Annotated in this window: 20 protein-coding genes; 17 read left to right on the top strand and 3 right to left on the bottom strand. The window is 72.4% G+C overall.

What is annotated here, in order from left to right; genetic code table 11:
* The first annotated feature begins 35 nt into the window (after positions 1 to 35).
* From FXF68_RS00215 to FXF68_RS00200, 4 genes are all read left to right on the top strand, one after another.
* Entirely contained in the window at positions 36 to 668 is a 633-nt protein-coding gene (locus FXF68_RS00215) for a ClpP family protease (protein ID WP_148758105.1), read from the top strand.
* A 97-nt stretch (positions 669 to 765) separates the two neighbouring features.
* Entirely contained in the window at positions 766 to 1,392 is a 627-nt protein-coding gene (locus FXF68_RS00210; RefSeq protein ID WP_148758104.1) for an ATP-dependent Clp protease proteolytic subunit, read from the top strand.
* Positions 1,393 to 1,566: 174 nt separating this feature from the next.
* On the top strand, positions 1,567 to 2,841 hold the full coding sequence (gene clpX, locus FXF68_RS00205; RefSeq protein ID WP_148756802.1) for an ATP-dependent Clp protease ATP-binding subunit ClpX: 1,275 nt from the start codon (positions 1,567 to 1,569) through the stop codon (positions 2,839 to 2,841).
* 202 nt (positions 2,842 to 3,043) lie between these two features.
* On the top strand, positions 3,044 to 3,583 hold the full coding sequence (locus tag FXF68_RS00200) for a VOC family protein (protein ID WP_342787085.1): 540 nt from the start codon (positions 3,044 to 3,046) through the stop codon (positions 3,581 to 3,583).
* A gap of 21 nt (positions 3,584 to 3,604) precedes the next feature.
* Here the strand turns inward: FXF68_RS00200 and FXF68_RS00195 are convergent, their stop codons facing one another.
* Positions 3,605 to 4,258 (bottom strand): response regulator transcription factor, encoded by a 654-nt coding sequence (locus FXF68_RS00195; RefSeq protein ID WP_067903948.1) that lies wholly within the window; start codon positions 4,256 to 4,258, stop codon positions 3,605 to 3,607.
* Positions 4,259 to 5,056, bottom strand: coding sequence for a sensor histidine kinase (locus tag FXF68_RS00190; RefSeq protein WP_148756800.1), 798 nt, complete (start codon positions 5,054 to 5,056; stop codon positions 4,259 to 4,261).
* A gap of 168 nt (positions 5,057 to 5,224) precedes the next feature.
* On the opposite strand from FXF68_RS00190, the gene FXF68_RS00185 reads away from it, so the two are divergent.
* Both FXF68_RS00185 and FXF68_RS00180 read left to right on the top strand, forming a co-directional pair.
* Complete coding sequence (locus tag FXF68_RS00185) at positions 5,225 to 7,846, top strand: valine--tRNA ligase (RefSeq protein WP_148756799.1); 2,622 nt, start codon at positions 5,225 to 5,227, stop codon at positions 7,844 to 7,846.
* A gap of 139 nt (positions 7,847 to 7,985) precedes the next feature.
* Positions 7,986 to 8,903: a hypothetical protein gene (locus FXF68_RS00180; RefSeq protein ID WP_148756798.1), complete on the top strand. Its 918-nt coding sequence runs from the start codon at positions 7,986 to 7,988 to the stop codon at positions 8,901 to 8,903.
* On the opposite strand, the gene FXF68_RS00175 is transcribed toward FXF68_RS00180, so the two are convergent.
* Positions 8,875 to 10,077, bottom strand: a complete 1,203-nt coding sequence (locus tag FXF68_RS00175; protein WP_148756797.1) for a folylpolyglutamate synthase/dihydrofolate synthase family protein — start codon at positions 10,075 to 10,077, stop codon at positions 8,875 to 8,877. The two genes, FXF68_RS00180 and FXF68_RS00175, sit on opposite strands and share 29 nt — an antisense overlap.
* A 64-nt stretch (positions 10,078 to 10,141) precedes the next feature.
* Here FXF68_RS00175 and FXF68_RS00170 point away from each other — a divergent pair, with 64 nt between their 5' ends.
* The 11 genes from FXF68_RS00170 to FXF68_RS00120 all read left to right on the top strand — a co-directional run bounded on the left by FXF68_RS00170 (position 10,142) and on the right by FXF68_RS00120 (position 23,614).
* Entirely contained in the window at positions 10,142 to 11,554 is a 1,413-nt protein-coding gene (locus tag FXF68_RS00170; protein WP_148758103.1) for a bifunctional folylpolyglutamate synthase/dihydrofolate synthase, read from the top strand.
* Positions 11,555 to 11,627: 73 nt separating this feature from the next.
* The gene (locus FXF68_RS00165; protein ID WP_148756796.1) at positions 11,628 to 11,984 is read left to right on the top strand and encodes a DUF4233 domain-containing protein; all 357 of its coding nucleotides are present in this window, start codon (positions 11,628 to 11,630) and stop codon (positions 11,982 to 11,984) included.
* 193 nt (positions 11,985 to 12,177) lie between these two features.
* Positions 12,178 to 13,641 (top strand): hypothetical protein, encoded by a 1,464-nt coding sequence (locus FXF68_RS00160; protein ID WP_148756795.1) that lies wholly within the window; start codon positions 12,178 to 12,180, stop codon positions 13,639 to 13,641.
* Positions 13,642 to 13,687: 46 nt separating this feature from the next.
* The gene (gene ndk / locus FXF68_RS00155; protein WP_067903927.1) at positions 13,688 to 14,095 is read left to right on the top strand and encodes a nucleoside-diphosphate kinase; all 408 of its coding nucleotides are present in this window, start codon (positions 13,688 to 13,690) and stop codon (positions 14,093 to 14,095) included.
* A gap of 536 nt (positions 14,096 to 14,631) precedes the next feature.
* A complete protein-coding gene (locus FXF68_RS00150; protein ID WP_067794123.1) occupies positions 14,632 to 15,666 on the top strand; it encodes a rod shape-determining protein in 1,035 nt (344 codons plus the stop codon).
* Between the two features lie 36 nt (positions 15,667 to 15,702).
* The gene (gene mreC, locus FXF68_RS00145) at positions 15,703 to 16,710 is read left to right on the top strand and encodes a rod shape-determining protein MreC (RefSeq protein ID WP_148756794.1); all 1,008 of its coding nucleotides are present in this window, start codon (positions 15,703 to 15,705) and stop codon (positions 16,708 to 16,710) included.
* A gap of 1 nt (position 16,711) precedes the next feature.
* Positions 16,712 to 17,311 carry a rod shape-determining protein MreD gene (gene mreD / locus FXF68_RS00140; RefSeq protein WP_148756793.1) on the top strand — a complete coding sequence of 200 codons (600 nt, stop codon included), beginning with the start codon at positions 16,712 to 16,714 and terminating at the stop codon, positions 17,309 to 17,311.
* A complete protein-coding gene (gene mrdA / locus FXF68_RS00135) occupies positions 17,308 to 19,383 on the top strand; it encodes a penicillin-binding protein 2 (RefSeq protein WP_148756792.1) in 2,076 nt (691 codons plus the stop codon). Before mreD ends, mrdA begins: the two co-directional genes overlap by 4 nt.
* Positions 19,380 to 20,564, top strand: a complete 1,185-nt coding sequence (gene rodA / locus FXF68_RS00130; RefSeq protein WP_148756791.1) for a rod shape-determining protein RodA — start codon at positions 19,380 to 19,382, stop codon at positions 20,562 to 20,564. Before mrdA ends, rodA begins: the two co-directional genes overlap by 4 nt.
* A gap of 68 nt (positions 20,565 to 20,632) precedes the next feature.
* Complete coding sequence (locus FXF68_RS00125) at positions 20,633 to 22,555, top strand: TIGR03960 family B12-binding radical SAM protein (protein WP_148756790.1); 1,923 nt, start codon at positions 20,633 to 20,635, stop codon at positions 22,553 to 22,555.
* Positions 22,556 to 22,753: 198 nt separating this feature from the next.
* Positions 22,754 to 23,614 (top strand): TIGR03936 family radical SAM-associated protein, encoded by an 861-nt coding sequence (locus FXF68_RS00120; RefSeq protein WP_148756789.1) that lies wholly within the window; start codon positions 22,754 to 22,756, stop codon positions 23,612 to 23,614.
* Positions 23,615 to 23,783: the final 169 nt, after the last annotated feature.

Here is a 23,783-nt window from a genome sequence, read left to right as displayed (position 1 = left end):
ACCGATTAAAAGGACCGGAGGAACACCCGGTGAGCATGCCTCCGACTTTCGACGACTCGTCGCGGATCCAGGCGCGGGTCGCCGAGGCGCCCCTGTTGCCGCTCGGCGACCAGCTCTTCCAGCGGCTCCTGCGCGAGCGGATCGTCTTCCTCGGCCAGCAGGTCGACGACGACATCGCCAACCGCATCTGCGCCGAGCTGCTGCTGCTGTCGGCCGAGGACGGGCGCCGCGACATCACGCTCTACATCAACTCGCCAGGTGGCTCCGTCACCGCCGGCATGGCGATCTACGACATCATGCAGTACGTCCCGAACGACATCGTCACGGTCGGCATGGGCCTCGCCGCGTCGATGGGGCAGTTCCTGCTGTGCGCGGGGACGCACGGCAAGCGCTACGCCCTGCCGCACGCGCGCATCATGATGCACCAGCCGTCCGGCGGCATCGGCGGCACCGCCTCCGACATCAAGATCCAGGCGGAGCAGATGCTGTACGTCAAGCGCACGCTCGCCGAGAAGATCGCCGAGCACACCGGACAGGCGCTCGACCAGATCGAGCGCGACTCCGACCGCGACCGCTGGTTCACCGCCGACGAGGCCAAGGACTACGGGTTCGTCGACCACGTCGTGCTCAGCGCAACCCAGGTGCCCTCCGAGGGCCCCGTCTCCTGACGACCTCACTACATTTCGGAGGCACACAGTGAGCGACCTCTACCGCCCCGGCTTCAGTGATCTGGTCCGTCCCGGCGTCCACGCGGGCGGCTCCCCGATGCCGGTCGACAACCGGTACATCATCCCGTCGTTCGTCGAGCGCACCACGTACGGCGTCAAGGAGATGAACCCGTACAACAAGCTGTTCGAGGAGCGCATCATCTTCCTCGGCGTGCAGATCGACGACGCGTCCGCCAACGACGTGATGGCGCAGCTGATCACGCTGGAGTCGATCGACCCCGACCGCGACATCAGCATCTACATCAACTCGCCCGGCGGCTCGTTCACGGCGATGACGGCCATCTACGACACGATGCAGTTCGTCAAGCCCGACATCCAGACGGTCTGCATCGGCCAGGCCGCGTCCGCCGCCGCGGTGCTGCTCGCCGCCGGGACGCCCGGCAAGCGGGCCGCGCTGCCCAACTCGCGGATCCTGATCCACCAGCCCGCGACCGAGGGCACCTACGGCCAGTCCAGCGACATCGAGATCCAGGCGCGCGAGATCCTGCGCATCCGGGAGCTGCTGGAGAGCATCCTGGCCGAGCACAGCGGCAAGAGCATCGACCAGGTCCGCAAGGACATCGAGCGCGACAAGATCCTCACGGCGGACGAGGCGAAGGACTACGGTCTCATCGACGACGTCTTCGCCAGCAGGAAGCGCAAGGCCGAGGTAGTGTCGTCCTGAGACGACACTGAGGACGTGGGAGACCCCCAGCCCGGGCGTCACACTTCCGGGCGAGGGGCTTTCCAACACCGTTGGAGGCGGTAACGTCGAATCCAACGTCGAGAGCCTTCGGGACGCAACCGAGCTGCGCCGCATTCTCCACAGCGGACGGCCCCACGAAAAGGAGACAGTTGGGTGGCACGCATCGGCGACGGTGGTGACCTGCTCAAGTGCTCGTTCTGCGGGAAGAGCCAGAAGCAGGTCAAGAAGCTCATCGCGGGTCCGGGCGTGTACATCTGCGACGAGTGCATCGATCTCTGTAACGAGATCATCGAGGAGGAGCTCTCCGAGACCTCCGACCTCAAGTGGGACAACCTGCCCAAGCCGCGGGAGATCTACGAGTTCCTCGACTCCTACGTGATCGGGCAGGAGACGGCGAAGAAGGCGCTGTCCGTCGCCGTCTACAACCACTACAAGCGCATCCAGTCCGGTGACAGCGGCCGCGACGACGCGGTCGAGCTGGGCAAGTCGAACATCCTGCTGCTCGGCCCCACCGGATCCGGGAAGACGCTGCTCGCGCAGACGCTCGCCAAGCTCCTCAACGTGCCGTTCGCCATCGCGGACGCCACGGCCCTGACGGAGGCGGGCTACGTCGGCGAGGATGTCGAGAACATCCTCCTCAAGCTGATCCAGGCCGCCGACTACGACGTCAAGAAGGCCGAGACCGGGATCATCTACATCGACGAGGTCGACAAGATCGCCCGCAAGAGCGAGAACCCGTCGATCACCCGGGACGTGTCCGGCGAGGGCGTCCAGCAGGCGCTGCTGAAGATCCTGGAGGGGACCACCGCGAGCGTCCCGCCGCAGGGCGGCCGCAAGCACCCGCACCAGGAGTTCATCCAGATCGACACCACGAACGTGCTGTTCATCTGCGGCGGCGCGTTCGCCGGCCTCGAGAAGATCGTCGAGTCCCGGGTCGGCAAGCAGGGCATGGGCTTCGGCGCGCAGATCCGCTCCAAGTCCGACTTCGAGGACGGCTCCGCCGTGCTCGGCGACGTCATGCCCGAGGACCTGCTGAAGTTCGGCATGATCCCGGAGTTCATCGGCCGGCTCCCGTCGATCACGTCCGTCCACAACCTGGACCGCGACGCCCTGATCAACATCCTCACCGAGCCGAAGAACGCGCTCGTCCGCCAGTACCACCGGCTGTTCGAGCTCGACGGCGTCGACCTGGAGTTCACCGACGACGCCCTGGAGGCCATCGCCGACCAGGCGATCCTGCGCGGCACCGGCGCCCGCGGCCTGCGCGCCATCATGGAGGAGGTCCTCCTCTCCGTGATGTACGAGGTCCCGAGCCGCCAGGACGTCGCCCGCGTCGTGATCACCCGCGAGGCCGTCCTGGAGCACGTCAACCCGACCCTCGTCCCACGCGACCGCCCGAAGCGCGAGCCGCGGGAGAAGTCCGCGTAGGCGAGGTGTGCGAGGGCGGCGCGGGAGAGGTGTGCCTGCGGAAAGCGCAGGCGGTGCGCCGACCTTGTGCCAGCCCAGGGGGACGACCTCCTGGAACCCCCGATGTGGGGGGCTCCGCCCCCCACGCCCCCCACGCCCCCCACGCCCCCTGCCGGTTACGGTCGGTGATTTGGTCGGCGCGGTTCGGGGGTGGAGCGGTCCCATGATCATTTCTTGTCCTGAATCCCGATCGGCGGGGTGGGGGGCGTGGGATCGTGGGGGGATGGGTGTTGGTATTGCGAAGATTCGACAGGTGAAGGTTCCGGTGTCGGATCTGGTGGCCAGTACGGAGTGGTACCGGCGGTTGCTCGATCTCGTGCCCGTGTTCGAGTTCTTCGAGGACGGGGCCGTGCGCGGGGTCGTGTTATGGGAGCCCGAGGCCGACCTGCACGTCTCGTTGCGGGATCGGCGGTACTGCGCCGGGGATCTGTCCGGGCCCGAGGTCGTGGCGTTGAAGGTCGAGTCGGCCGACGCGCTCAACACCATCATCGGGCGGTGCCAGAGCCTCGGCTTCTCCCACGGCGACGTCCAGCACCGGGGGCCCTACGGGGCCGCGTTGGACGTTCCCGACCCCGACGGCACCGTGCTCCGGTTCCTCTACGAGCCCGACACGTACCCGCGGGGGTTCGCGGGGCTTGAGTTCGGGCCGGACGGGACGCCGTCCGCCTACCGGGAGCCTCGGCTGCCCGCGCCGTCGGGCTGAGCCGTCCGGCGGAGGCCGGGGTCAGCCGCGGGATTCGCCGAGGCCCGCCTCGCGTGCCACGACGATGGCCTGGGCGCGGTCCGCGACGTGCAGCTTCATGAAGATGTTCGACACGTGGTTGCGGACGGTCTTCTGGCTGAGGAACAGCGTCCCGGCGATCTCGGAGTTGCTGCGGCCCTGCGCGATCAGTTCGAGGACCTCCCGCTCCCGGTCGGTCAGCTCGGGGAACGCGGCCCGCCTCGGGTCGGGCATGTCGGTGAAGTAGGTGAGGACGCGGCGGGCGATCTCCGGTCCGTAGATCGCCTCGCCCGCGGCGACCGCCTTCACCGCGCGGGCGATCTCCTCGGCGCCGGACTCCTTCAGCAGGTAGCCGCGGGCGCCCGCGCGCATCGCCGCGAACACCGAGTCGTCGTCGCGGAACATCGTGAGGACGAGGACGCCGATCCGCGGGCTGGTCCGGGTGATCGTCCGGGTGGCCTCGATGCCGTTGCCGCCCGGCATGTGCAGGTCCATGACGACGACGTCCGGCTGCAGGTCGGCGGCGAGCTTCACCGCCTCCGGACCGTTCTCCGCCTCGCCCGCGACCTCCACGCCCAGCGCCTGCAGCAGCCCCTTCAGGCCCTGCCGGAACACCGGGTGGTCGTCGGCGATGAGGACACGGATGATCTCCGTCATCTACACCCGTCCCTTCCCCGTGAAGGGACGATCGTACCCGGCTGCGACCTCCGCCGGGGTGAGTGGAAGGTGCGCGGTGACGACCGTTCCGCCGCCCGTCCTGGACGTGATGGCGCAGCTCCCGCCGACCTCCGCCGCCCACTCCTTCATCGCCGCCATGCCGCGCCGCGGCCGGGGCTGGCCGCCGTTGCGGGCGGCGTCCGGGAGGCCGGGCCCGGTGTCGGCGACCATCAGGTGCAACTCGACGTCCCGGTGCAGCCGGACGGTCGCCGTGCTGTCCCGGGCGTGCAGCCGGACGTTCGTCAGCGCCTCCTGCGCGATGCGGTACGCCGCGACCTCGACGGCGGCGGGAAGTTCCAGGTGCGCGCCGTCGAACCGGACGTCCACCCGCTCGCAGCAGCCGTCGGCGAACGACTCGATCGCCGCGACGAGGCCGAGGTCGTCCAGCGCGGGCGGGCGGAGCCCGTGCGCCAGGTCGCGGATCTCGCCGACCGCCGACGCGAGCCGGTTGCGGACGTCGGCGAGCAGCGGGTCCGTCCGGTCCGGCTCGCAGGCGAGGGTGATGCGCGCGGCGTCCAGCGACATGGCGAGGCTGGCGAGCGTCGGGCCGAGCCCGTCGTGCAGGTCGTGCCGCAGCCGGCGGCGCTCCTCCTCCCGGCTCGCGAGGATCCGCTCCCGGGAACGCTGCAGGTCGGACGTGAGGCGGCGGAGGTGGGGGATGGTCGCGGCACGTGCCGCCACGGCCCCCGCGGTGAACGCGCCGGCCAGCACGGCAGCGCGTGCCAGTGCCGCTCGCATCCCATCCCCCTCCTCCCGCGCCGCCGTTTCGGGTGTTCCCCGCAACCCTTTCCGGCGGGGCGACCCGGTGTCAGGTGACCTGTGTCCCGACCGCGGCGGGAACCCGCGTCCCCGGGCCGGGGCGGCGAGGGCGCCGCCACCTCCCCGGCCCCCGTAGAATCGTCAGCCGTGACACAGCCCAGCACTGAGCGCGGCCAGGGGGCCGCAGCGGACGTCGACCTGCCCACCCAGTACCGACCGGCCGACGTCGAGGGCCGGCTCTACGAGCGGTGGGTATCGGAGGGGCTGTTCACCGCCGACCCGCAGGGCGCGCCGGAGCGTCCCGCCTTCTCCATCGTGATCCCGCCGCCCAACGTCACGGGCTCGCTGCACATGGGGCATGCCCTCGACCACTCCATCCAGGACACGTTGATCCGGCGGCGGCGGATGCAGGGCCACGAGGCCGTATGGGTCCCCGGCATGGACCACGCGGGCATCGCCACCCAGAACGTCGTCGAGCGCGAGCTCGCCAAGGCCGGCGTCTCGCGGCACGACCTCGGCCGCGAGGCGTTCGTCGAGCGGGTCTGGCAGTGGAAGGCGGAGTCCGGCGGCCGGATCCTCGGCCAGATGCGGCGGCTTGGCGACAGCGTCGACTGGACGCGCGAGGCGTTCACGATGGACGACGCCCGCGCCCGCGCCGTCCGCACCAACTTCAAGCGGCTGTTCGACGACGGCCTCATCTACCGCGCCGAGCGCATCATCAACTGGTGCCCGCGCTGCCTGACCGCGCTGTCCGACATCGAGGTCGAGCACGAGGACGTCGACGGCGAGCTGGTCTCGATCCGGTACGGGTCGGGCGACGACGAGATCGTCGTCGCGACCACGCGGGCGGAGACGATGCTCGGCGACACCGCCGTCGCCGTCCACCCGGAGGACGCCCGCTACGCGCAGCTGGTCGGACGCGAGATCGAGCTGCCGCTGACCGGCCGCCGCATCCCGGTCGTCGCGGACGAGCACGTCGACCCCGAGTTCGGGACGGGCGCCGTCAAGGTGACCCCCGCGCACGACCCCAACGACTTCGAGATCGGGCGCCGCCACTCGCTGCCGTCCCTGTCGGTCATGGACGAGCGCGGCGTCGTCACCGCGTCCGGCCCGTTCGAGGGCCTCGACCGGTTCGAGGCGCGCCCGGCGGTCGTCGCCGCGCTGCGCGAGCAGGGCCGGATCGTCGCGGAGGTCCGCCCGTACAAGCACTCGGTCGGGCACTGCCAGCGCTGCGCGACGGTCGTCGAGCCGCGCGTGTCGCTGCAGTGGTTCGTGAAGGTCGAGTCGCTGGCGCGGGCCGCGGGCGACGCCGTCCGCGACGGCCGCGTGAAGATCCACCCGCCGGAGATGGCGTCCCGCTACTTCGAGTGGGTCGACAACATGCACGACTGGTGCATCAGCCGGCAGCTCTGGTGGGGGCACCGCATCCCGGTCTGGTACGGGCCCGGCGGCGAGGTCGCCTGTCCCGGCCCGGACGAGGAGCCGCCCGCCGGGTGGACGCAGGACACCGACGTCCTCGACACGTGGTTCTCGTCCGCGCTGTGGCCGTTCTCGACGCTCGGCTGGCCGGACGAGACGCCCGACCTGAAGCGCTTCTACCCGACGTCCGTGCTGGTCACTGGCTACGACATCCTGTTCTTCTGGGTCGCCAGGATGATGATGTTCGGGCTGTACGCGATGGACGGCGTCCAGCCGTTCGGCACGATCGCCCTGCACGGGATGGTCCGCGACCAGTTCGGCAAGAAGATGTCCAAGTCGTTCGGGAACGTCATCGACCCGCTCGACTGGATCGACGAGTACGGCGCCGACGCGACCCGGTTCACGCTGCTGCGCGGCGCGAACCCGGGCGGGGACGTCCCGGTCGCCGAGCAGTGGGCGCAGGGCTCGCGGAACTTCTGCAACAAGCTGTGGAACGCGACGCGGTTCGCGCTCATCAACGGCGCGCACGTCCGCGGCGAGATGCCGGACGAGGTGTCGACCGTGGACGCCTGGATCCTGTCGCGGCTCCAGTCGGTCGTCGCGGAGGTCGACGAGCACCTTGAGGGCTACGACTTCGCGAAGGCGTGCGAGGCGCTCTACCACTTCGCGTGGGACGAGGTCTGCGACTGGTACGTCGAGCTGGCCAAGGTGCAGCTCGCCGACGAGCGGGCGGAGGCGACGCGGCGCGTCCTCGGCGAGGTGCTCGACAAGCTGCTGCGGCTGCTGCACCCGGTGATCCCGTTCGTCACCGAGGAGCTGTGGACGTCCCTGACCGGCGGCGCGACGATCGTCACCGCGCCGTGGCCGACCGCCGAGCCGGGCCGCGCCGACCGAGCGGCGGAGGCCGTGGTCGAGTCGCTGCAGCGGCTCGTCACCGAGGTCCGCCGGTTCCGCGCCGACCAGGGCCTCAAGGCGGGCCAGAAGGTCGCGGCGGCGCTGGAGTGGGGCGGCTCGCCGCTCGCCGCGCACGAGGAGGGCGTCCGGTCGCTGCTGCGGCTGACCGTCCCGGGCGAGGGGTTCGCGGCGACCGCGTCGCTGCCGGTGGAGGGCGTCGCGGTGCGGCTCGACACGGCCGGCGCGATCGACGTCGCGGCCGAGCGGAAGCGGCTGGAGAAGGACCTCGCCGCCGCCCGCAAGGAGGTCGACCAGACGAGCCGCAAGCTCGGCAACGAGGCGTTCATGGCCAAGGCCCCGGAGGCGGTCGTCGCCAAGAACCGGGACCGGCTCGCCCAGGCCGAGGCGGACATCAAGCGCCTTGAGTCGCAGTTGGCCGCGCTGCCCGCGGGCTGAGCCGGGCGAGCGGTCGGAACCGTCGGCGCGGCGGCCCGGTGCGGTCTACGATCCGGGTGGGCTTGCTGGGCTTTGCGGCACATGAACCATCGGGAGTGCAATGGCCGAATCACCACCTCGGTCCGACAGGCCGGACCCGGTGTCCGGTGACGACCCCCGGCGGGCCGAGGACGGGGAGGCGGGCGGCCCGGACGGCGAGCAGGGTCCCTGGGGCGGTTCGCGCCCCTGGTGGACGGTCGAGCCCGGCACCGGCCCGCAGGTCCTCCCGGACGGTTCGGGCCCGTTCCAGGTCGTCCCGGACGGCACCGGCCCGCAGATCGTGATCACCGGCGGGACGGGCGGCCACCCGATCGTCAGCGACGCGACGGGCGGCCACCCGATCGTCGCGGACGGGTCGGGCGCGTACCCCGCGCCGCCGAACGGCACGGCCCCGCCGACGCCGGGCCCGGTCGCGGGGCCGCGGCGCGGGCCGCGCCTGCTGCTGGCGCTGGGCGGCCTGCTGGTCGCGGGCGTGGTTGTCGCGGCGGGCGTGCTGGCCGTCCGGTCCGACGGCGGCGGCGGGCCGAACGCCCGCATCGCGGGCCTTCCCGCGTCCAAGAGGGTGATCGACGCGGGCGGGACGGCGGGCGGCCTGCACCGCGACGGCCTCGTCGGGCCCCCGGCGAGCGCCGCGTACCCGTTCGTCGCGGGCGCGGTCGAGGAGGGCGGGGTACCGGCGGCCAAGCGCGGCCAGGCCGTCTACAGCGAGGAGCCGGTGCGGCCGGTCAACGTCCTGTTCGTCGGCGGGACGGGCCGGGTCGGCAACCCCGCGGACTTCCTGCAGAAGGCGCAGCCGACGACGTTCATCGCCGGGCAGGACGCCGACCCCGGCCCGATGGGCGGCCGGGCCGTGTGCGGCACGTTCGCCGTCCTGGCGCAGACGCACACGTACTGCGCGTGGGCGACCGTCGACTCCTACGGCATCGTCGCGTCGAACGTCCCGTCGGCGAACCCGGAGTTCACGCTGATGGCCGACGTGATGCGGCGGATCAGAACGGACGTCGAACGGCGGCGGTGACGAACAGCCGCTCGGTGGAGGCGTCCACCGCGCCGAGGACGTGCCCGGTGAAGTAGACGGTGCCGAGGACGACGACGCGGCGGCCGAGCGCCGCGAGCGACTCGCGCGTGACGGCCTCCGCGTCGACGACGTCCCAGGAGGGCGGCAGCGGGCGGGTGAAGCTCAGCCGCGGCCACGGCAGCCGGGCGAACGTCACGGGCAGCCCTTCGAGCTCGGCGATGGCGCCGTCCAGGTCCTTGTGGTCGGGGAGGCAGACGACGACGTGGTCGATCTCGTCCCAGGCGCGGCGCGCGGCGGCGAGCGCGGCGGCCACCCCGGTCCGGTCGACGGCGGAGTCGACGAGCAGCCGCGTCGCGGTTCCGGGGACGTCGTGCCAGGACAGCCGTCCCGGCAGGACGATCGACGCCAGCACGTCCCGCAGCGTCTCGGGCGGGGGCTCGGCGATCCCGGGGAGCCGGCGGGCGGCGACGACGCCGAGTTCGGCGTTCGTCCGGCCGAGCCCGGCCGGGAGCAGGCCGAGCGGGAGGCCGGAGTCGCCCGGCCGCATGTGGTGGACGTCCCCGAGCGCCTTCGCGACCTCGGCGGACTGCGGCGCGGACACCACGACCGTGCCGGGTCCCGCCACGCCGCGCTTCTCCTTGGCGATCTCCGCCGGGGTGTCGCCGAGGATGTGGGCGTGCTCCAGGAAGATCGGCGTGATCGCGGCGACGTCGGGACTGAACAGGGACACCTCGTCGGACCGTCCGCCCATCCCGGCCTCCAGGACGATCGCGTCCGCGTCCACCTCCCGCGCGTGGAGGACGCCGGAGAGGGTGAAGAGCCCGGTCGGCGCCAGGTAGCCGTGCGAGGGCGGCGGCAGCGCGGCGATCGCCTCGTCGAGGACGTCCCGCAGCGCGGTCAGTTCGGCGGCGGACAGGGCGCGCCCGTCCACCCTGATCCGGTCGCGGTCGCTGCGCAGACCCGGGCTCGTGACCGTGCACACGCGCAGCCCGGCCGCCGCGAGGAAGGCGGAGGCGTAGGTGGCCGCCGTCCCCTTCCCCTTGGAGCCGACGACCACCAGGACCGGGACATCGGGGTCCAGCAGGCCGAGCGCGTCCGCGAGGGCGCGGGCGCGCGCGAGGTCGCGGGTCTCGCCGGGGGCGCGCCGCTCCCATTCCCGGTAGAAGACGTCCATGCCTCCAGTGTGGGGGCGTCCGGGACGCGGTCGATCCCCGAGTAGGCTCGTGGCCGTGAGTCAGATGAGCGAGCCGTCCGGCTACCGGCGCGCCGTCGGCGCGATCATGGCCCGCGGGGTCGAGTGGGAGATCGATCCGACCCTCGACCGCGTCCGCGACCTGCTCGACGTCCTCGGCGAGCCGCAGCGCGCCTACCCGGTGATCCACATCGCCGGGACGAACGGCAAGTCCAGCACGGCCCGGCTCGTCGAGGCGCTGCTGCGCGAGCGCGGGCTGCGCACGGGCCTTTACACCAGCCCGGAGCTGACCACCCTGCGCGAGCGCATCGCGATCGACGGGGAGCCGATCAGCGAGGACGGCTTCGCCGCCGCGTTCGAGGACGTCCTGCCCTACGTCCAGCTCGTCGACGGCAAGCACCCGGTGGAGCTGTCGTTCTTCGAGGTGCTGACGGCGATGGCGTACGCGGCGTTCGCGGACGCCCCGGTCGACGTCGCGGTCGTCGAGGCGGGGATGGGCGGCGTCTGGGACGCGACCAACGTCGCGGACGGCGCCGTCGCCGTGATCACCCCGATCGGCCTCGACCACACCCGCTACCTCGGCGACACGCTGGAGGAGATCGCGGGGGAGAAGGCCGGGATCATCAAGCCCGGATCGGTCGCGGTGCTGGCCCAGCAGCCCGTCGAGGCGGCCGAGGTGCTGCTCCGGCGGGTCGCCGAGACCGGCGCGGCCGTCGCCCGAGAGGGCATCGAGTACGGCGTGCTCAGCCGCGACGTCGCGGTCGGCGGGCAGCAACTCCGGCTCCAGGGCCTGCACGGCGTGTACGACGAGGTCTTCCTGCCGCTGTTCGGCGACCACCAGGCGAGCAACGCCGCGACGGCCCTCGCCGCCGTCGAGGCGTTCGCGAGCGGCGCGCCGACCAGGGGCGAGCCCAACCTGGAGGCCGCGACCCGGATCGCGCCCGGCGAGTCCTACCTCGGCGGCGGCGAGGGGCAGCTCGACCCGGCGCTGGTGCGCAGCGGCTTCGCGAAGTCGGCGTCGCCGGGCCGCCTTGAGGTCGCGCGGACCGGCCCGACCGTCCTGCTGGACGCCGCGCACAACCCCGCCGGGATGGCCGCGACCGTCAACACGGTCACCGAGTCGTTCGGCTTCACCCGGCTCGCCGGGGTCCTCGCGATCGCGTCCGACAAGGACGTCGCGGGCGTCCTCGACCAGCTCGAACCCGTGGTGGAGGAGCTGGTCGTCACCCGCAACTCCTCGCCGCGCTCGATGCCGCCGGAGGAGCTGGCCGAGATCGCCGAGAGCATCTTCGGCCCCGAGCGGGTGCACGTCGCGGAGCGGCTGGACGACGCGATCGACCAGGCCATCGGCCTCGCCGAGGAGACCGGCGAGTACCGCGGCGCCGGCGTCCTGATCACCGGCTCGGTGGTCACCGCCGGAGACGCCCGCACCCTGCTCCGGGTGGAGGAGGGCCGATGACCGCAGCGAAGCGAGGATCGTCGGGCCTCCGGCTCGGGGGTCTGGGGGTCGTCCCCCAGGAAGGCAGGGTCCGATGACGGCCACGGGACGGCGGACGGCGGCGCCGAATCCGGTTCGGCGGCTGCTCGCCACGGTGCTGGGCTGCGAGGCCATCGTGATCGCGCTGGCGATCCCGGTGGCGGTGTCCGTGCTGGACGTCGACGGCGCGACCGCCGGGGGCGTCTGCGGCGGGCTGGCCGTCGCGTGCCTGCTGCTCGCGGGGCTGCTGCGGTTCCGGTGGGCGGTCGCGGTGGGGACCGTCCTGCAGGTGCTGATCGTCGCGACCGGGTTCATGGTCCCGGCCATGTTCTTCCTCGGCGTCCTGTTCGGGGCGCTCTGGGGGACGGCCATTTGGATGGGACGCAAGGCGGAGAGCGTCCGGCCGCGCTAAATTCGCCGGGACGGTACGCCGGTCCTTATTCGCCGCCGATACGCGCGCGCGATGCGGGCCGCCGGTCAATGCCGGATGAAAATACGATCTCGTCCGCCATGTGTGGGTATTTCCGATCTATTTCGCAATTCCGACATACTTCTCTTTCCGGAATGCGCGTCCGGCGGATGACCACCCTGCGAAGGAGCGGGCCGTGTCACTGCACGCGCTGTCATCGCACACCGGCGGGTCCGTCTCCGGCCGCGCCCGTCCCGTCCCGTGGTCTCCGGGGGCGCGGCCGGAGCGGCGGGCCCGGCGCCGGCTCGCCGCGCTCGGCGCGCTGCTGCTGACCCTGACCGCGCCGCCCGCCGCCGTCCTCGTCGTGCCGGACGCGGTGTGCGACGTCGTCCCCGCCGCCGCGCAGGCCCTCGACCTCGGCGCCGGCGGCGTCCCCGCGCTGCTGCGCGCCACCGGCCTGTCCCTGCCCGCGCTGCTCGTCGCCGTCCCGCTCGGCGCCGGCGCCGCGCGCCGGTTCCCCGCCCTGGGCGTGCTCGCCGCCGGGCTCGCCGTCCTGCTCGCCGGGCTCGGGACGGCCCGGCTCGCCGACTCCGTCGCGCTCGCCGGGACGGTCCGCGCCGCGCAGGGCGCGGGCGCGGGGATCGTCCTGCCCGCCTCGCTCGTCCTCGTGTGGGAGCGCCGCAGCCGGGCCCTCGCCGCGCTCTGGGCGGGCGTCCTCGCGGGCATGCTGATCATCGCGATGCCGCTAGCGCTGCGGGCCGTCCCGCCGGGGGACGCGGCCCGCGACTGGCGGGACGCGCTCGCCCCCTACCCGTGGCCCGCCCTCGCGGCCGCCGTCGCCGCCGCCGCCCACCTGCTGTTGCGCGGGCGCGGGCCGTCCGCGCTGCCCGCCGCCCGGCTCGCCGAGCGCGGGCAACTGCTGCTCCCGCTCGCCCCGGCGGCGGGCTTCGCGTTCCTCGCCGTCGTCGCCGCGCACGCGTGGTCGCCCGGCGCGCGGCTCGTCGTCGCCGGGCTCGCCCTGACCGCCCTGCTCGGCCTCGCCCTCACCGCCCGCCGCGACGCCACCGCGGGCAGCCCGTTCGGCTGCGCCGTCGTCATGATCGCCGCCGGGGCGCTCTGCCACCCCGTCGCAGGCCCGCTCGCCGGACTCGCCGCCGCCGGCGCCCACGGGCGGGACGCCGCCGTCCCGCTCCTCCCGTTCGCCGCCGCCGCTGCCGCCGCCGTGCTCGCGGCCCTCGGCTCCACCCGCGTCCCGGCGCGCCGCGCCGTCCGCGCCGGATGCTTCCTAGTCGCCGTGGCCGTCCCGCTCGGCCTCACCGCCGACGTCCACGACCGGTGGACGATGCTCGGGCCGCTCGTCCTGCTCGGCGCGGGCGCGGGAGCCGCCCTCGCCGCGTCGCTGCGGGACGCCGGCGTCGGCGCCGCCCTCTTCGGCCTCTCGCTCTGCTTCCCCGCCGTGCTCGCCGGGCAGCTGATCGTGCTGTCCCTGCAAGCGGCGCGGCTGGAACGGCTGCGGCCCGCGTCCGATGCGGAGCGGACGCGCGCGCTGCTCGACGGCTACCACGGCTGGCTCGTCGTCGCCGCGGCCGCCGCCGTCCTGCTCGCCGCCGTCGCCGCCGCACCGCCCGGCAGGTCCGCCGCAGCGTCCCGCGCCCGGTAGGATTCGCGCGCCGCACCAATCCGAAAGTCTTCGAGGAGAGCCACCCGTGTCCGAGCGCACCCTGGTCCTTGTCAAGCCCGACGGCGTCCGCCGCGGCGTCATCGGCGAGGTCATCTCCCGCATCGAGCGCAAGGGCCTGAAGCTCGTCGCGCTGGAGCTCCGCACCCTTTCTCGCGACACCGCCGAGGCCCACTACGAGGAGCACGCGAGCAAGCCGTTCTTCGGCGAGCTGGTCGAGTTCATCACCGGCGGCCCGCTCGTCGCCATGGTCGTCGAGGGCCCCCGCGCCATCGAGGCGTTCCGCGCGCTCGCCGGCGCCACCGACCCGGTCAGCGCCACCCCCGGCACCATCCGCGGCGACTTCGCCCTGGAGATCGGCGAGAACATCGTCCACGGCTCCGACTCGACCTACTCGGCGGACCGAGAGATCAAGCTCTTCTTCCCGGAGCTCTAGTTGCCCAGGGGGGCGACCCCCTGGAACCCCCGTTGCGCACGGCGGGCCGTTTTCCGAGATCGCGTTCGCTCCTCGGGAAACGGCCCGCCGTGCGGCGGTTCGTGCGGCCTCCGGCGCTGGGGCGCCTCCGGCCGCACGAACCGTGGCCCGGCTCAGGTTCGAGCGTCGCGCCGGTTGAGGGGCAACCGTGATGTCGGCCTCGGTTCGAGCGTGGCTCTGGCTCGGCTTCGGCTCGGGTTCGACCGTGAGGTGGTTGCGGTTCTGGTGTTGCGGGGCTTGGGGTTCTGGTGGCGTGTGGGGGCGGTTCGGCCGGGGGGTTAGGGCGGTCCAATTTCTCGGGCTGATTGGGGTCACAATCTGGTGCGTGGGCTTGGCACGGGCAAGATCCGTGACCTAGGTTTGGGGAACAGGCGCTGGTCAACACTCGTTTTTTGGGGGACGCGCGACGGCGGGGTGACTGCCCGCGGACGTGGCCGCACGTTACGATGGACGCGCCGCTATACACGCCCATCAATCATGAAGGGCTCCCTTTCTTCATGGGTAACAAGCTGTCGTTTCTTGGCCGTGACATGGCGGTCGATCTCGGAACCGCCAACACTCTGGTTTACGTGCGCGGGCGCGGGATCGTCCTCAACGAGCCGTCCGTCGTGGCGATCAACACCAACACCGGGAAGATCGTCGCCGTCGGCATCGAGGCGAAGCGGATGATCGGCCGCACGCCGGGCAACATCGTCGCGGTCCGCCCGCTGAAGGACGGCGTCATCGCCGACTTCGACGTCACCGAGCGGATGCTGCGGTACTTCATCCAGAAGGTGCACAAGCGGCGGCACTTCGCCAAGCCGCGCATCGTGGTGGCCGTGCCGAGCGGGATCACCGGCGTCGAGCAGCGCGCGGTGAAGGAGGCCGGGTACCAGGCCGGCGCGCGCCGCGTGTACATCATCGAGGAGCCCATGGCCGCCGCGATCGGCGCCGGGCTGCCCGTCTACGAGCCGACCGGCAACATGGTGGTCGACATCGGCGGCGGCACCACCGAGGTCGCGATCATCTCGCTCGGCGGGATCGTCACGAGCCAGTCCGTCCGCGTCGGCGGCGACGAGCTCGACCAGGCGGTCATCTCCTTCTCGAAGAAGGAGTACTCCCTGATGCTCGGGGAACGGACCGCCGAGGAGATCAAGATGGCGATCGGCTCCGCCTATCCGGGCGGGGACGAGGAGCCGCACGCGGAGATCCGCGGGCGCGACCTCGTCAGCGGGCTGCCGAAGACCGTGGTGATCTCCGCCGAGGAGGTCCGGCGGGCCATCGAGGAGCCGGTCAACGCCGTGGTGGACGCGGTGAAGACCACGCTCGACAAGTGCCCGCCCGAGCTGTCCGGAGACATCATGGACCGCGGGATCGCCCTCACCGGCGGCGGCGCGCTGCTGAAGAACCTCGACGAGCGCCTCCGCGAGGAGACCGGGATGCCCATCCACCTGGTGGACAACCCGCTCGACTCGGTGGTGCTCGGCACCGGCAAGTGCGTCGAGGACTTCGAGTCCCTCCGGCAGGTGCTCGTGCCGGAGCCGCGTCACTGATACCCCCGGACTGACTGAGAAACGGGAGGTCGGTGGGTGAAGGACACCCGGCGCACCCGCGTCGTCCTCGGCGCGCTGCTCGTCGTGGCCCTCGCGATGATCACCATTGACTACCGCGGCGGCGACGACTCGCCGCTGCGCGGCCTGCGCGACGTCGGCGCCACCGTGTTCGGCCCGGTCGAGCGCGTGTCGGCGGCGGTCGTCCGGCCGGTCGGCGACACGTTCGACTCGATCACCGACGCGCCCGGCGAGCGGCGCCGCGCGGACCGGCTCGAACGGCAGAACCAGCGGCTCCGCGAGCAGCTACGCGCGCTGAGCCTCGACAAGGACAGGTCCGCCCAGCTGCAGCGGATGCTCGGCACCGCCGGGACGGGCGGCTACAAGGTGCTCGCCGCGCAGGTCATCTCCGCCGGGCAGGGCTTCGAGGACACCGTCACCATCGACGTCGGCAGCCGCAGCGGCGTCACCCGCGACATGACCGTGATGAGCGCCGACGGGCTCGTCGGCCGCGTCACCCGCGTCGGGCCCGCGACGGCGACCGTGCTGCTCGCCACCGACCAGACGTCCTCGATCGGGTCGCGGCTCGAAGCGTCCAAGGAGATCGGGATCGTGCAGGGCCGCGGCCGCCGCGGCTTCGGCGGGGGCGGCGGCACCCCGCTGCGCTTCCAGCTCCTCGACGCGACCGCGCCGATCGCCGTCGGCCAGCGCATCGTGACGCTCGGATCGCAGGGCCAGCGGCCGTACGTGCCGGGCGTCCCGATCGGCGTCGTGGAGCGGATCGACCGCTCCGCCGGGGGCCTCACCCGCACCGCCTACGTCCGCCCGTTCGTCCGGTTCACCAGCCTGGACGTCGTCGCCGTCGTCGTCGCGCCGCCGAAGCAGGACCCGCGGGACGCGCTGCTCCCGCCGAAGCCGCCGCCACCCCCCACGCCGTCCACGAGCCCGTCCGCGCACCCGTCCGCCACCCCGACCCGGGGCAAGCGGCCGGAGGCGCGGCCGAGCGGAACGAAGAGCCCGTTCACGAGACCGAGCCGGGGAGACTGACGTGCTGAACCCGCCCGAGGCGTCGCCCGCCGGGCGCGCCGCGGTGGCCGCCGTGGTGATCGCCGTTTCGTTGATCTTGCAGGTGTCGGTCGCGAACCGGCTGCCGCTGCCCGGCGGCGTCCAACCCGACCTGGTGCTGCTCGCCGTCGTCGCGCTGGCGCTCGTCGCCGGGTCGATGACGGGGATGGTCGCCGGGTTCTTCGCCGGGCTCGCCGCCGACATCGTCCCGCCCGCCGACCACACCATCGGCCGGTACGCCCTCGTCTACTGCCTGATCGGCTACCTGTGCGGGGTCGCGACCGCCGAGATGGACCGGCAGTCCGTCGTGCCGTTCTTCGCCGTCGCCGCCGGGGCCCTCGCGGGCACCGTCCTCTACGCGGTGACCGGCATGATCCTCGGCGACCCGCGCGCCGAGTGGGCGTCGGTGTCGCGGATGGTCCCGCCGCAGGTGCTGTACGACGTCATCGCGAGCCCGTTCGTCGTGTGGGCGGTGCTGCGCGCCACCCGCCGGTACGAACGCGGCGAGCGAACCCGCGGGGACGGCCTCGCGGTGCCCGCCGCCCGCTACCGCGCGATGTCGGGGCGGGGCGGGACGCTGTGAACCCGCGTACCCATTTCCGACTCGTCGTCCTGTACGTGCTGGTCGGTGCGCTGCTGCTCGTCCTCGTCGGGCGGCTGTGGTCGCTGCAGGTCCTCGAAGGGGAGCACTACCAGGGGATCGCCGCGCAGAACCGCACCCGCGACATCGTCGTGCCCGCCGTCCGCGGCATGATCCTGGACGACCGGGGCCGGCCCCTCGTCCGCAACACGAGCGCGCTCGTCGTGTCCGTCGACCGGACGACCCTGTCCCGGCGGAAGGACGGCGGCAAGTCGATCGTCAAGCGGCTCGCGGGCGTCCTCGGCGTGAGCCAGGACGAGATCACCAAGCGGATCCGGCTGTGCGGCCCGGGCATCAAGCGCCCGTGCTGGCCCGGCTCGCCGTACCAGCCGATCCCCGTCGAGGACCACGTCGACCCGAAGCGCGCGTTGCAGATCATGGAGCGCCAGGAGGACTTCCCCGGCGTCACCGCGCAGGTCCAGGCCGTCCGCGACTACCCGAACCCGGAGGGCGCGAGCGCCGCGCAGGTGCTCGGCTACCTGCAGCCCGTCACGCAGGAGGAGCTCGACAAGCGCACCGGCCTCAAGGTCACCGGGTACAGCGGCGTCGACCTGGTCGGACGCGCCGGCCTCGAAGCGCAGTACGACACGGCGCTGCGCGGCGAGCCCGGGTTCCGCAAGGTGCTCGTCGACAGCCAGGGACGTGTCACCGGCACGGCGGCGGAGCAGCCGCCCGTCGCGGGCTCCCACATCGTCACCAGCATCGACGCGGGCGTGCAGGGCGCCGCGGAGAAGGCCCTCCAGCACGCCATCGAGGGCGCGCGCAAGGCGGGCCACCCGGCCGACGCGGGCGCCGCCGTCGTCATGGACGTGCAGACCGGCAACATGGTCGCGATGGCCAGCTACCCCACCTACGACCCGAGCATCTGGACGGGCGGCATCTCCCAGGACGAGTACGACGCGCTGCTCGGCAAGAAGAAGGGCGAGCCGCTGATCTCCCGGGTCACCCAGGGGCAGTTCGCGCCCGGCTCCACGTTCAAGATCTCCTCGGTGTCCGCCGCCGTGAAGGACGGGAACAGCCTGCACGGCACCTACGACTGCCCGGGCTCCTACAACGTCGGCAACCGCGCGTTCCGCAACTTCGAGGGCCAGGGCTACGGCCCGATGAACCTGCACACCGCGCTGGTCAAGTCCTGCGACACGATCTTCTACCGGTTCGCCTACCAGGAGTGGCAGCGCGACGGCGGGATGAAGCCGCGCAAGAACCCGTCCGACCCGATGGTGAAGATGGCCCGCAACTTCGGCTTCGGGTCCCGCACCGGGATCGACCTGCCGAGCGAGAGCATGGGCCGCATCCCCGACCGGAGCTGGAAGAAGAGCTTCTGGGAGGACACCAAGGAGGCGAACTGCAAGGGCGCCAAGCAGGGCTACCCGCAGCTCGCGAAGACCGACCCGGCGCGCGCCGCCTACCTCAAGGCCGTCGCGACGGAGAACTGCACCGAGGGGTTCGTGTGGCGGCCCGGTGACGCGGCCAACTTCTCCGTCGGGCAGGGCGACGTGCTGGTGACGCCGCTGCAGCTCGTCCGCGCGTACTCGGCGGTCGCCAACGGCGGCCGGATGGTGACGCCGCGGCTCGGCGTCGCCGTGATGCGCCCGGACGGCACGGTCGAGCGCCGCCTCGGCGCGCCGCCCGCCGGGCGGCTCCCGGTCGACGCCAAGGTGCTCAAGTACATCCGCGACTCGCTCGGCGACGTCACCAAGGACGGCACCGCGGCCGGGACGTTCGGCGGGTTCGACTTCAAGACCGTGGACGTCGGCGGCAAGACCGGCACCGCGGAGGTCTACGGCAAGGACGACACCTCCTGGTTCGCCTCGTTCGGACCGCTGAAGAAGCCGCGCTTCGCGGTGGTCGCGATGGTCTCGCAGGGCGGGACGGGCGCGTCCACGGCGGCGCCGGCCGTCCGGGAGATCTGGGAGGCCATGTACGGGTTGAACGGCCACAAGAAGCCCATCCTCAAGGACGGCCGCCTTCCCGCCGAACTGCCGAAGATCACCGGTGAGGGAGCCGCCGAATGATCACCGGCTCCGGCGTCGGGACGGTCGAGGGCTACGCCGTCCGGCGCGGCTGGCGCAGCCGCGTCGCCGGGCTGCGGCGGCTCGACTGGGCGCTGTTCCTCGTCGTCCTCACGCTGTCGGTGATCGGCGCCCTGCTGGTCAGGTCGGCGACGTACCAGCTCCTCACCGACCAGGGCAAGGATCCCGAGGGCTTCCTCAAGCGGCACATCCTGAACCTCGTCATCGGGTTCCTGCTCGGCGGGGTCGTGACCGTCCTCGACTACCGGCTGCTGCGCGCGTACGTCCCGATCCTGTACGGGGCGGCGTGCGTGGGGCTGCTCGCCGTCCTGACGCCGCTCGGCCAGACGATCAACGGCTCGCACTCCTGGATCGTGATCGGCGGCGGCTTCCAGGTGCAGCCGTCGGAGTTCGCGAAGGTCGGCCTCGTCGTGCTGCTCGCCATGATCCTCGGCGAGCCGCGGGACGGGGAGATCGGCCCGGGCCGCCGCGACGTGCTGCTCGCGCTCGTGCTGGCCGGGGTGCCCGGCGTGCTGATCATGCTCCAGCCGGACCTCGGCACCACGCTCGTGTTCATCGCGGTCGTGCTCGGCATGCTGGCGATCTCCGGCGCGCAGAAGCGCTGGCTCGTCGGCCTGGTCGGCGGCGGCGCCGCCGCGGCCTTCGCCGTCTGGTTCTTCGGCCTGCTGAAGGACTACCAGATCGACCGGTTCACCGCGTTCCTCGACCCGGACGCCGACCCGCGCGGCGCGGGCTACAACGCCCAGCAGGCCCGCATCGCGATCGGCTCCGGCGGCGCGCTCGGCAAGGGCCTGTTCCACGGCCAGCAGACGGGCGGGCACTTCGTCCCCGAGCAGCAGACCGACTTCGTGTTCACGGTCGCGGGGGAGGAACTCGGCTTCGTCGGCGCCGCCGTGATCATCGCCCTGCTCGGCGTCGTGCTGTGGCGGGGGCTGCGGATCGCGACGCAGGCCGCCGACCTGTTCGGGACGCTGGTCGCCACCGGCGTGGTGTGCTGGCTCGGGTTCCAGACGTTCGAGAACGTCGGGATGACCATCGGGATCATGCCGATCACCGGGCTGCCGCTGCCGTTCGTGTCCTACGGCGGCTCCGCGACCTTCGCCAACATGATCGCGTTCGGGCTGCTCCAGGCGGTCCATGTGCGGCGGCGTCCGTTCGACTGAGCGGAGGCGGGGCCGGGCGCCGGTAGACTGACCGTTCATCCCACGTCCCCTGCACGGAGGGTTCCGTCATGCCGGTCGAGTCGCTCTTCCCGCGTCTGGAGCCGCTGCTCCCGGGCGTGCAGAAGCCGATTCAGTACGTTGGCGGCGAGCTGAACTCCCAGCTCAAGGACTGGGACGACACCGTCGTCCGGTGGGCCCTCATGTACCCGGACGCCTACGAGGTCGGGCTGCCGAACCAGGGCGTCCAGATCCTCTACGAGATCCTGAACGAGCGCGACGGCGTGCTCGCGGAGCGCACCTACTCGGTGTGGCCCGACATGGAGGCCGTCATGCGCGAGCACGGCATCCCGCAGTTCACCGTCGACGCGCACCGCCCGGTCGCCGCGTTCGACGTGTTCGGCGTGTCGTTCTCCACCGAGCTCGGCTACACGAACATGCTCACGGCCCTCGACCTCGCCGGGATCCCGCTGGAGGCCGCCGACCGCGCCGACGACCACCCGATCGTGATCGCGGGCGGGCACGCCGCGTTCAACCCGGAGCCGATCGCCGACTTCATCGACGCCGCCGTCCTCGGCGACGGCGAGGAGATCGCGCTCGCCATCACCGAGGTGATCCGCGAGTGGAAGGACGAGGGCGCGCCCGGCGGCCGCGACGAGCTGCTGCTGCGCCTCGCCGCGTCCGGCGGCGTGTACGTGCCCCGCTTCTACGACGTGACGTACCTGCCGGACGGCCGCATCCAGCGGGTCGCGCCGAACCGTCCGGGCGTCCCGTGGCGGATCGAGAAGCACACCGTCATGGACCTCGACCAGTGGCCGTACCCGAAGAAGCCGCTGGTCCCGCTGGCCGAGACCGTCCACGAGCGGTTCAGCGTGGAGATCTTCCGCGGCTGCACCCGCGGCTGCCGGTTCTGCCAGGCCGGGATGATCACCCGTCCGGTGCGGGAGCGGTCGATCACCACGATCGGCGAGATGGTCGACCAGGGGCTCAAGGAGTCCGGGTTCCAGGAGGTCGGGCTGCTCAGCCTGTCCAGCGCCGACCACAGCGAGATCGCGGACGTCGCGAAGGGCCTCGCCGACCGGTACGAGGGCACCAACACGTCGCTGTCGCTGCCGTCCACCCGCGTGGACGCCTTCAACATCACGCTCGCGAACGAGTTCTCCCGCGGCGGGCGCCGCTCCGGCCTGACGTTCGCGCCGGAGGGCGGCTCCGAGCGGATGCGCAAGGTGATCAACAAGATGGTCACCGAGGACGACCTGATCCGCACCGTCACCACCGCGTACGAGAACGGCTGGCGGCAGGTCAAGCTGTACTTCATGTGCGGCCTGCCCACCGAGGAGGACGCGGACGTCCTCGCCATCGCCGACATGGCCAAGCGCGTGATCAAGGCGGGCCGGGAGGCCACCGGGCGCCGCGACATCCGCTGCACGGTGTCCGTCGGCGGGTTCGTGCCGAAGCCGCACACCCCGTTCCAGTGGGCCGCGCAGTGCGACCACGAGACCGTCGACCGCCGCCTCCAGGCCCTGAAGGACGCCCTGCGCGGCGACCGGGAGTACGGCCGCGCCATCGGGCTGCGCTACCACGACGGGCAGCCGTCGATCGTCGAGGGCCTGCTGTCGCGCGGCGACCGCCGGGTCGGCAAGGTCATCCGCGCCGTGTGGGAGGACGGCGGCCGCTTCGACGGCTGGAGCGAGCACTTCTCCTACGAGCGCTGGACGGCCTGCGCCGACAAGGTCTTCGCGGACGAGCCCGTCGACCTCGACTGGTACACCGTCCGGGAGCGCGACGAGGTGGAGGTCCTGCCGTGGGACCACCTCGACGCCGGGCTCGACCGCGAGTGGCTCTGGCAGGACTGGCGGGACGCCGTCGACGAGACCGAGGTCGAGGACTGCCGCTGGACGCCCTGCTACGACTGCGGCGTCTGCCCGACCATGGGCACGGAGATCCAGATAGGCCCCACCGGGAGGAAACTGCTCCCGCTCAACGTTGTGTAAGCGAGCGCTTCGAAGGTCTCCGGGGCCCCGTGCCGGGGATTCGATGGCCGGAACGGGCCTCCGGAACCCCTTGGCCTGCGGGCCTTCGGCCGCTCAGAGGACGGGCCGCGGCGGAACGACGCCGGCTGACCCGTACTCTATAGGGAGACCTTGTTTTTCGACTCGACGCGAGTAGGAAGGACCAGAACCCTGCCACCCATGCCGGAGGGTCCGGCGCCGGCCCCCGTGATCCAGCGTCTGCGCGTCCGCTACACCAAGCGGGGCAGGCTGCGGTTCACGAGCCACCGCGACATATCCCGGGCCGTGGAACGCGCCGTCCGGCGCGCCGGGATCCCTGTGGCGTTCAGCGCCGGATTCACCCCCCACCCGAAGATCTCGTACGCGGGTGCGGCGGCGACAGGGGTGGCCAGTGAGGCCGAGTACCTGGAGATCGGACTCACCGAGACCCGCGACCCTGCGCGGGTTCGAGCCGATCTCGACGCGGCCCTGCCTCCCGGGATCGACGTCGTGGACGTCGTGCCGGTAAGGGCGGGACGCGACGGCGACGCACGGCACAAGCCGGGCGCGTTCGCCGATCGGCTCGAGGCGTCCGAGTGGCGGATCCGGCTGGACGGCGTGTCGCACGACGACGCGGCCGCCGCCGTGGCCGCCTTCACGGCCGCCGAGAACATCGAGGTCGAGCGCCTCACCAAGAAGGGACGGCGCCGTTTCGACGTGCGCGCCGCCGTGTCCGCGTTCGAGCTGGACCGGCGCGCCGCGGAGGCGGCGGATGCCCCTTGTGCGATACTTCGAATGGTTGTTCGGCATTCCAACCCGGCCGTACGACCCGACGACATCCTCACCGGACTGCGCCAGGTCGCCGACCTCGCGCCGCCGTCACCCCCGCTGGTGACCAGGCTGGCGCAGGGGCCCCTCGACGCGGACACCGGTGGCCTCGCGGATCCTCTGGATCCCGACCGGGAGATCGGCCTGCCGTCCGGCGACGACGCCACGACGGCCGGCGGCCAGGAGCGGCCGCAGCCCGGGGACGCCGCGAGCGCGGATGCCGTCAGCGCCTGACCGTGGGACCGAAGCCGTGGCGACACGGAACCGGTCCCGCAGGGTACGGGCGGGCGCACCCCCGACGACTTCGTCGTCGTGGCCGGACCACGGTCCGGTGACGACGGCACCGATGACTGACTGACGGAGTGCTCCCGCGCGGCGCACCGTCTCGTTCCGCCCCTCGGCG

The sequence above is a fragment of the Actinomadura decatromicini genome, assembly GCF_008121305.1.
Taxonomy (GTDB): domain Bacteria; phylum Actinomycetota; class Actinomycetes; order Streptosporangiales; family Streptosporangiaceae; genus Spirillospora; species Spirillospora syzygii.
The sequence above is the reverse complement of the archived record's forward strand: the minus strand, read 5'-3'. Positions and strand labels throughout refer to the sequence as shown.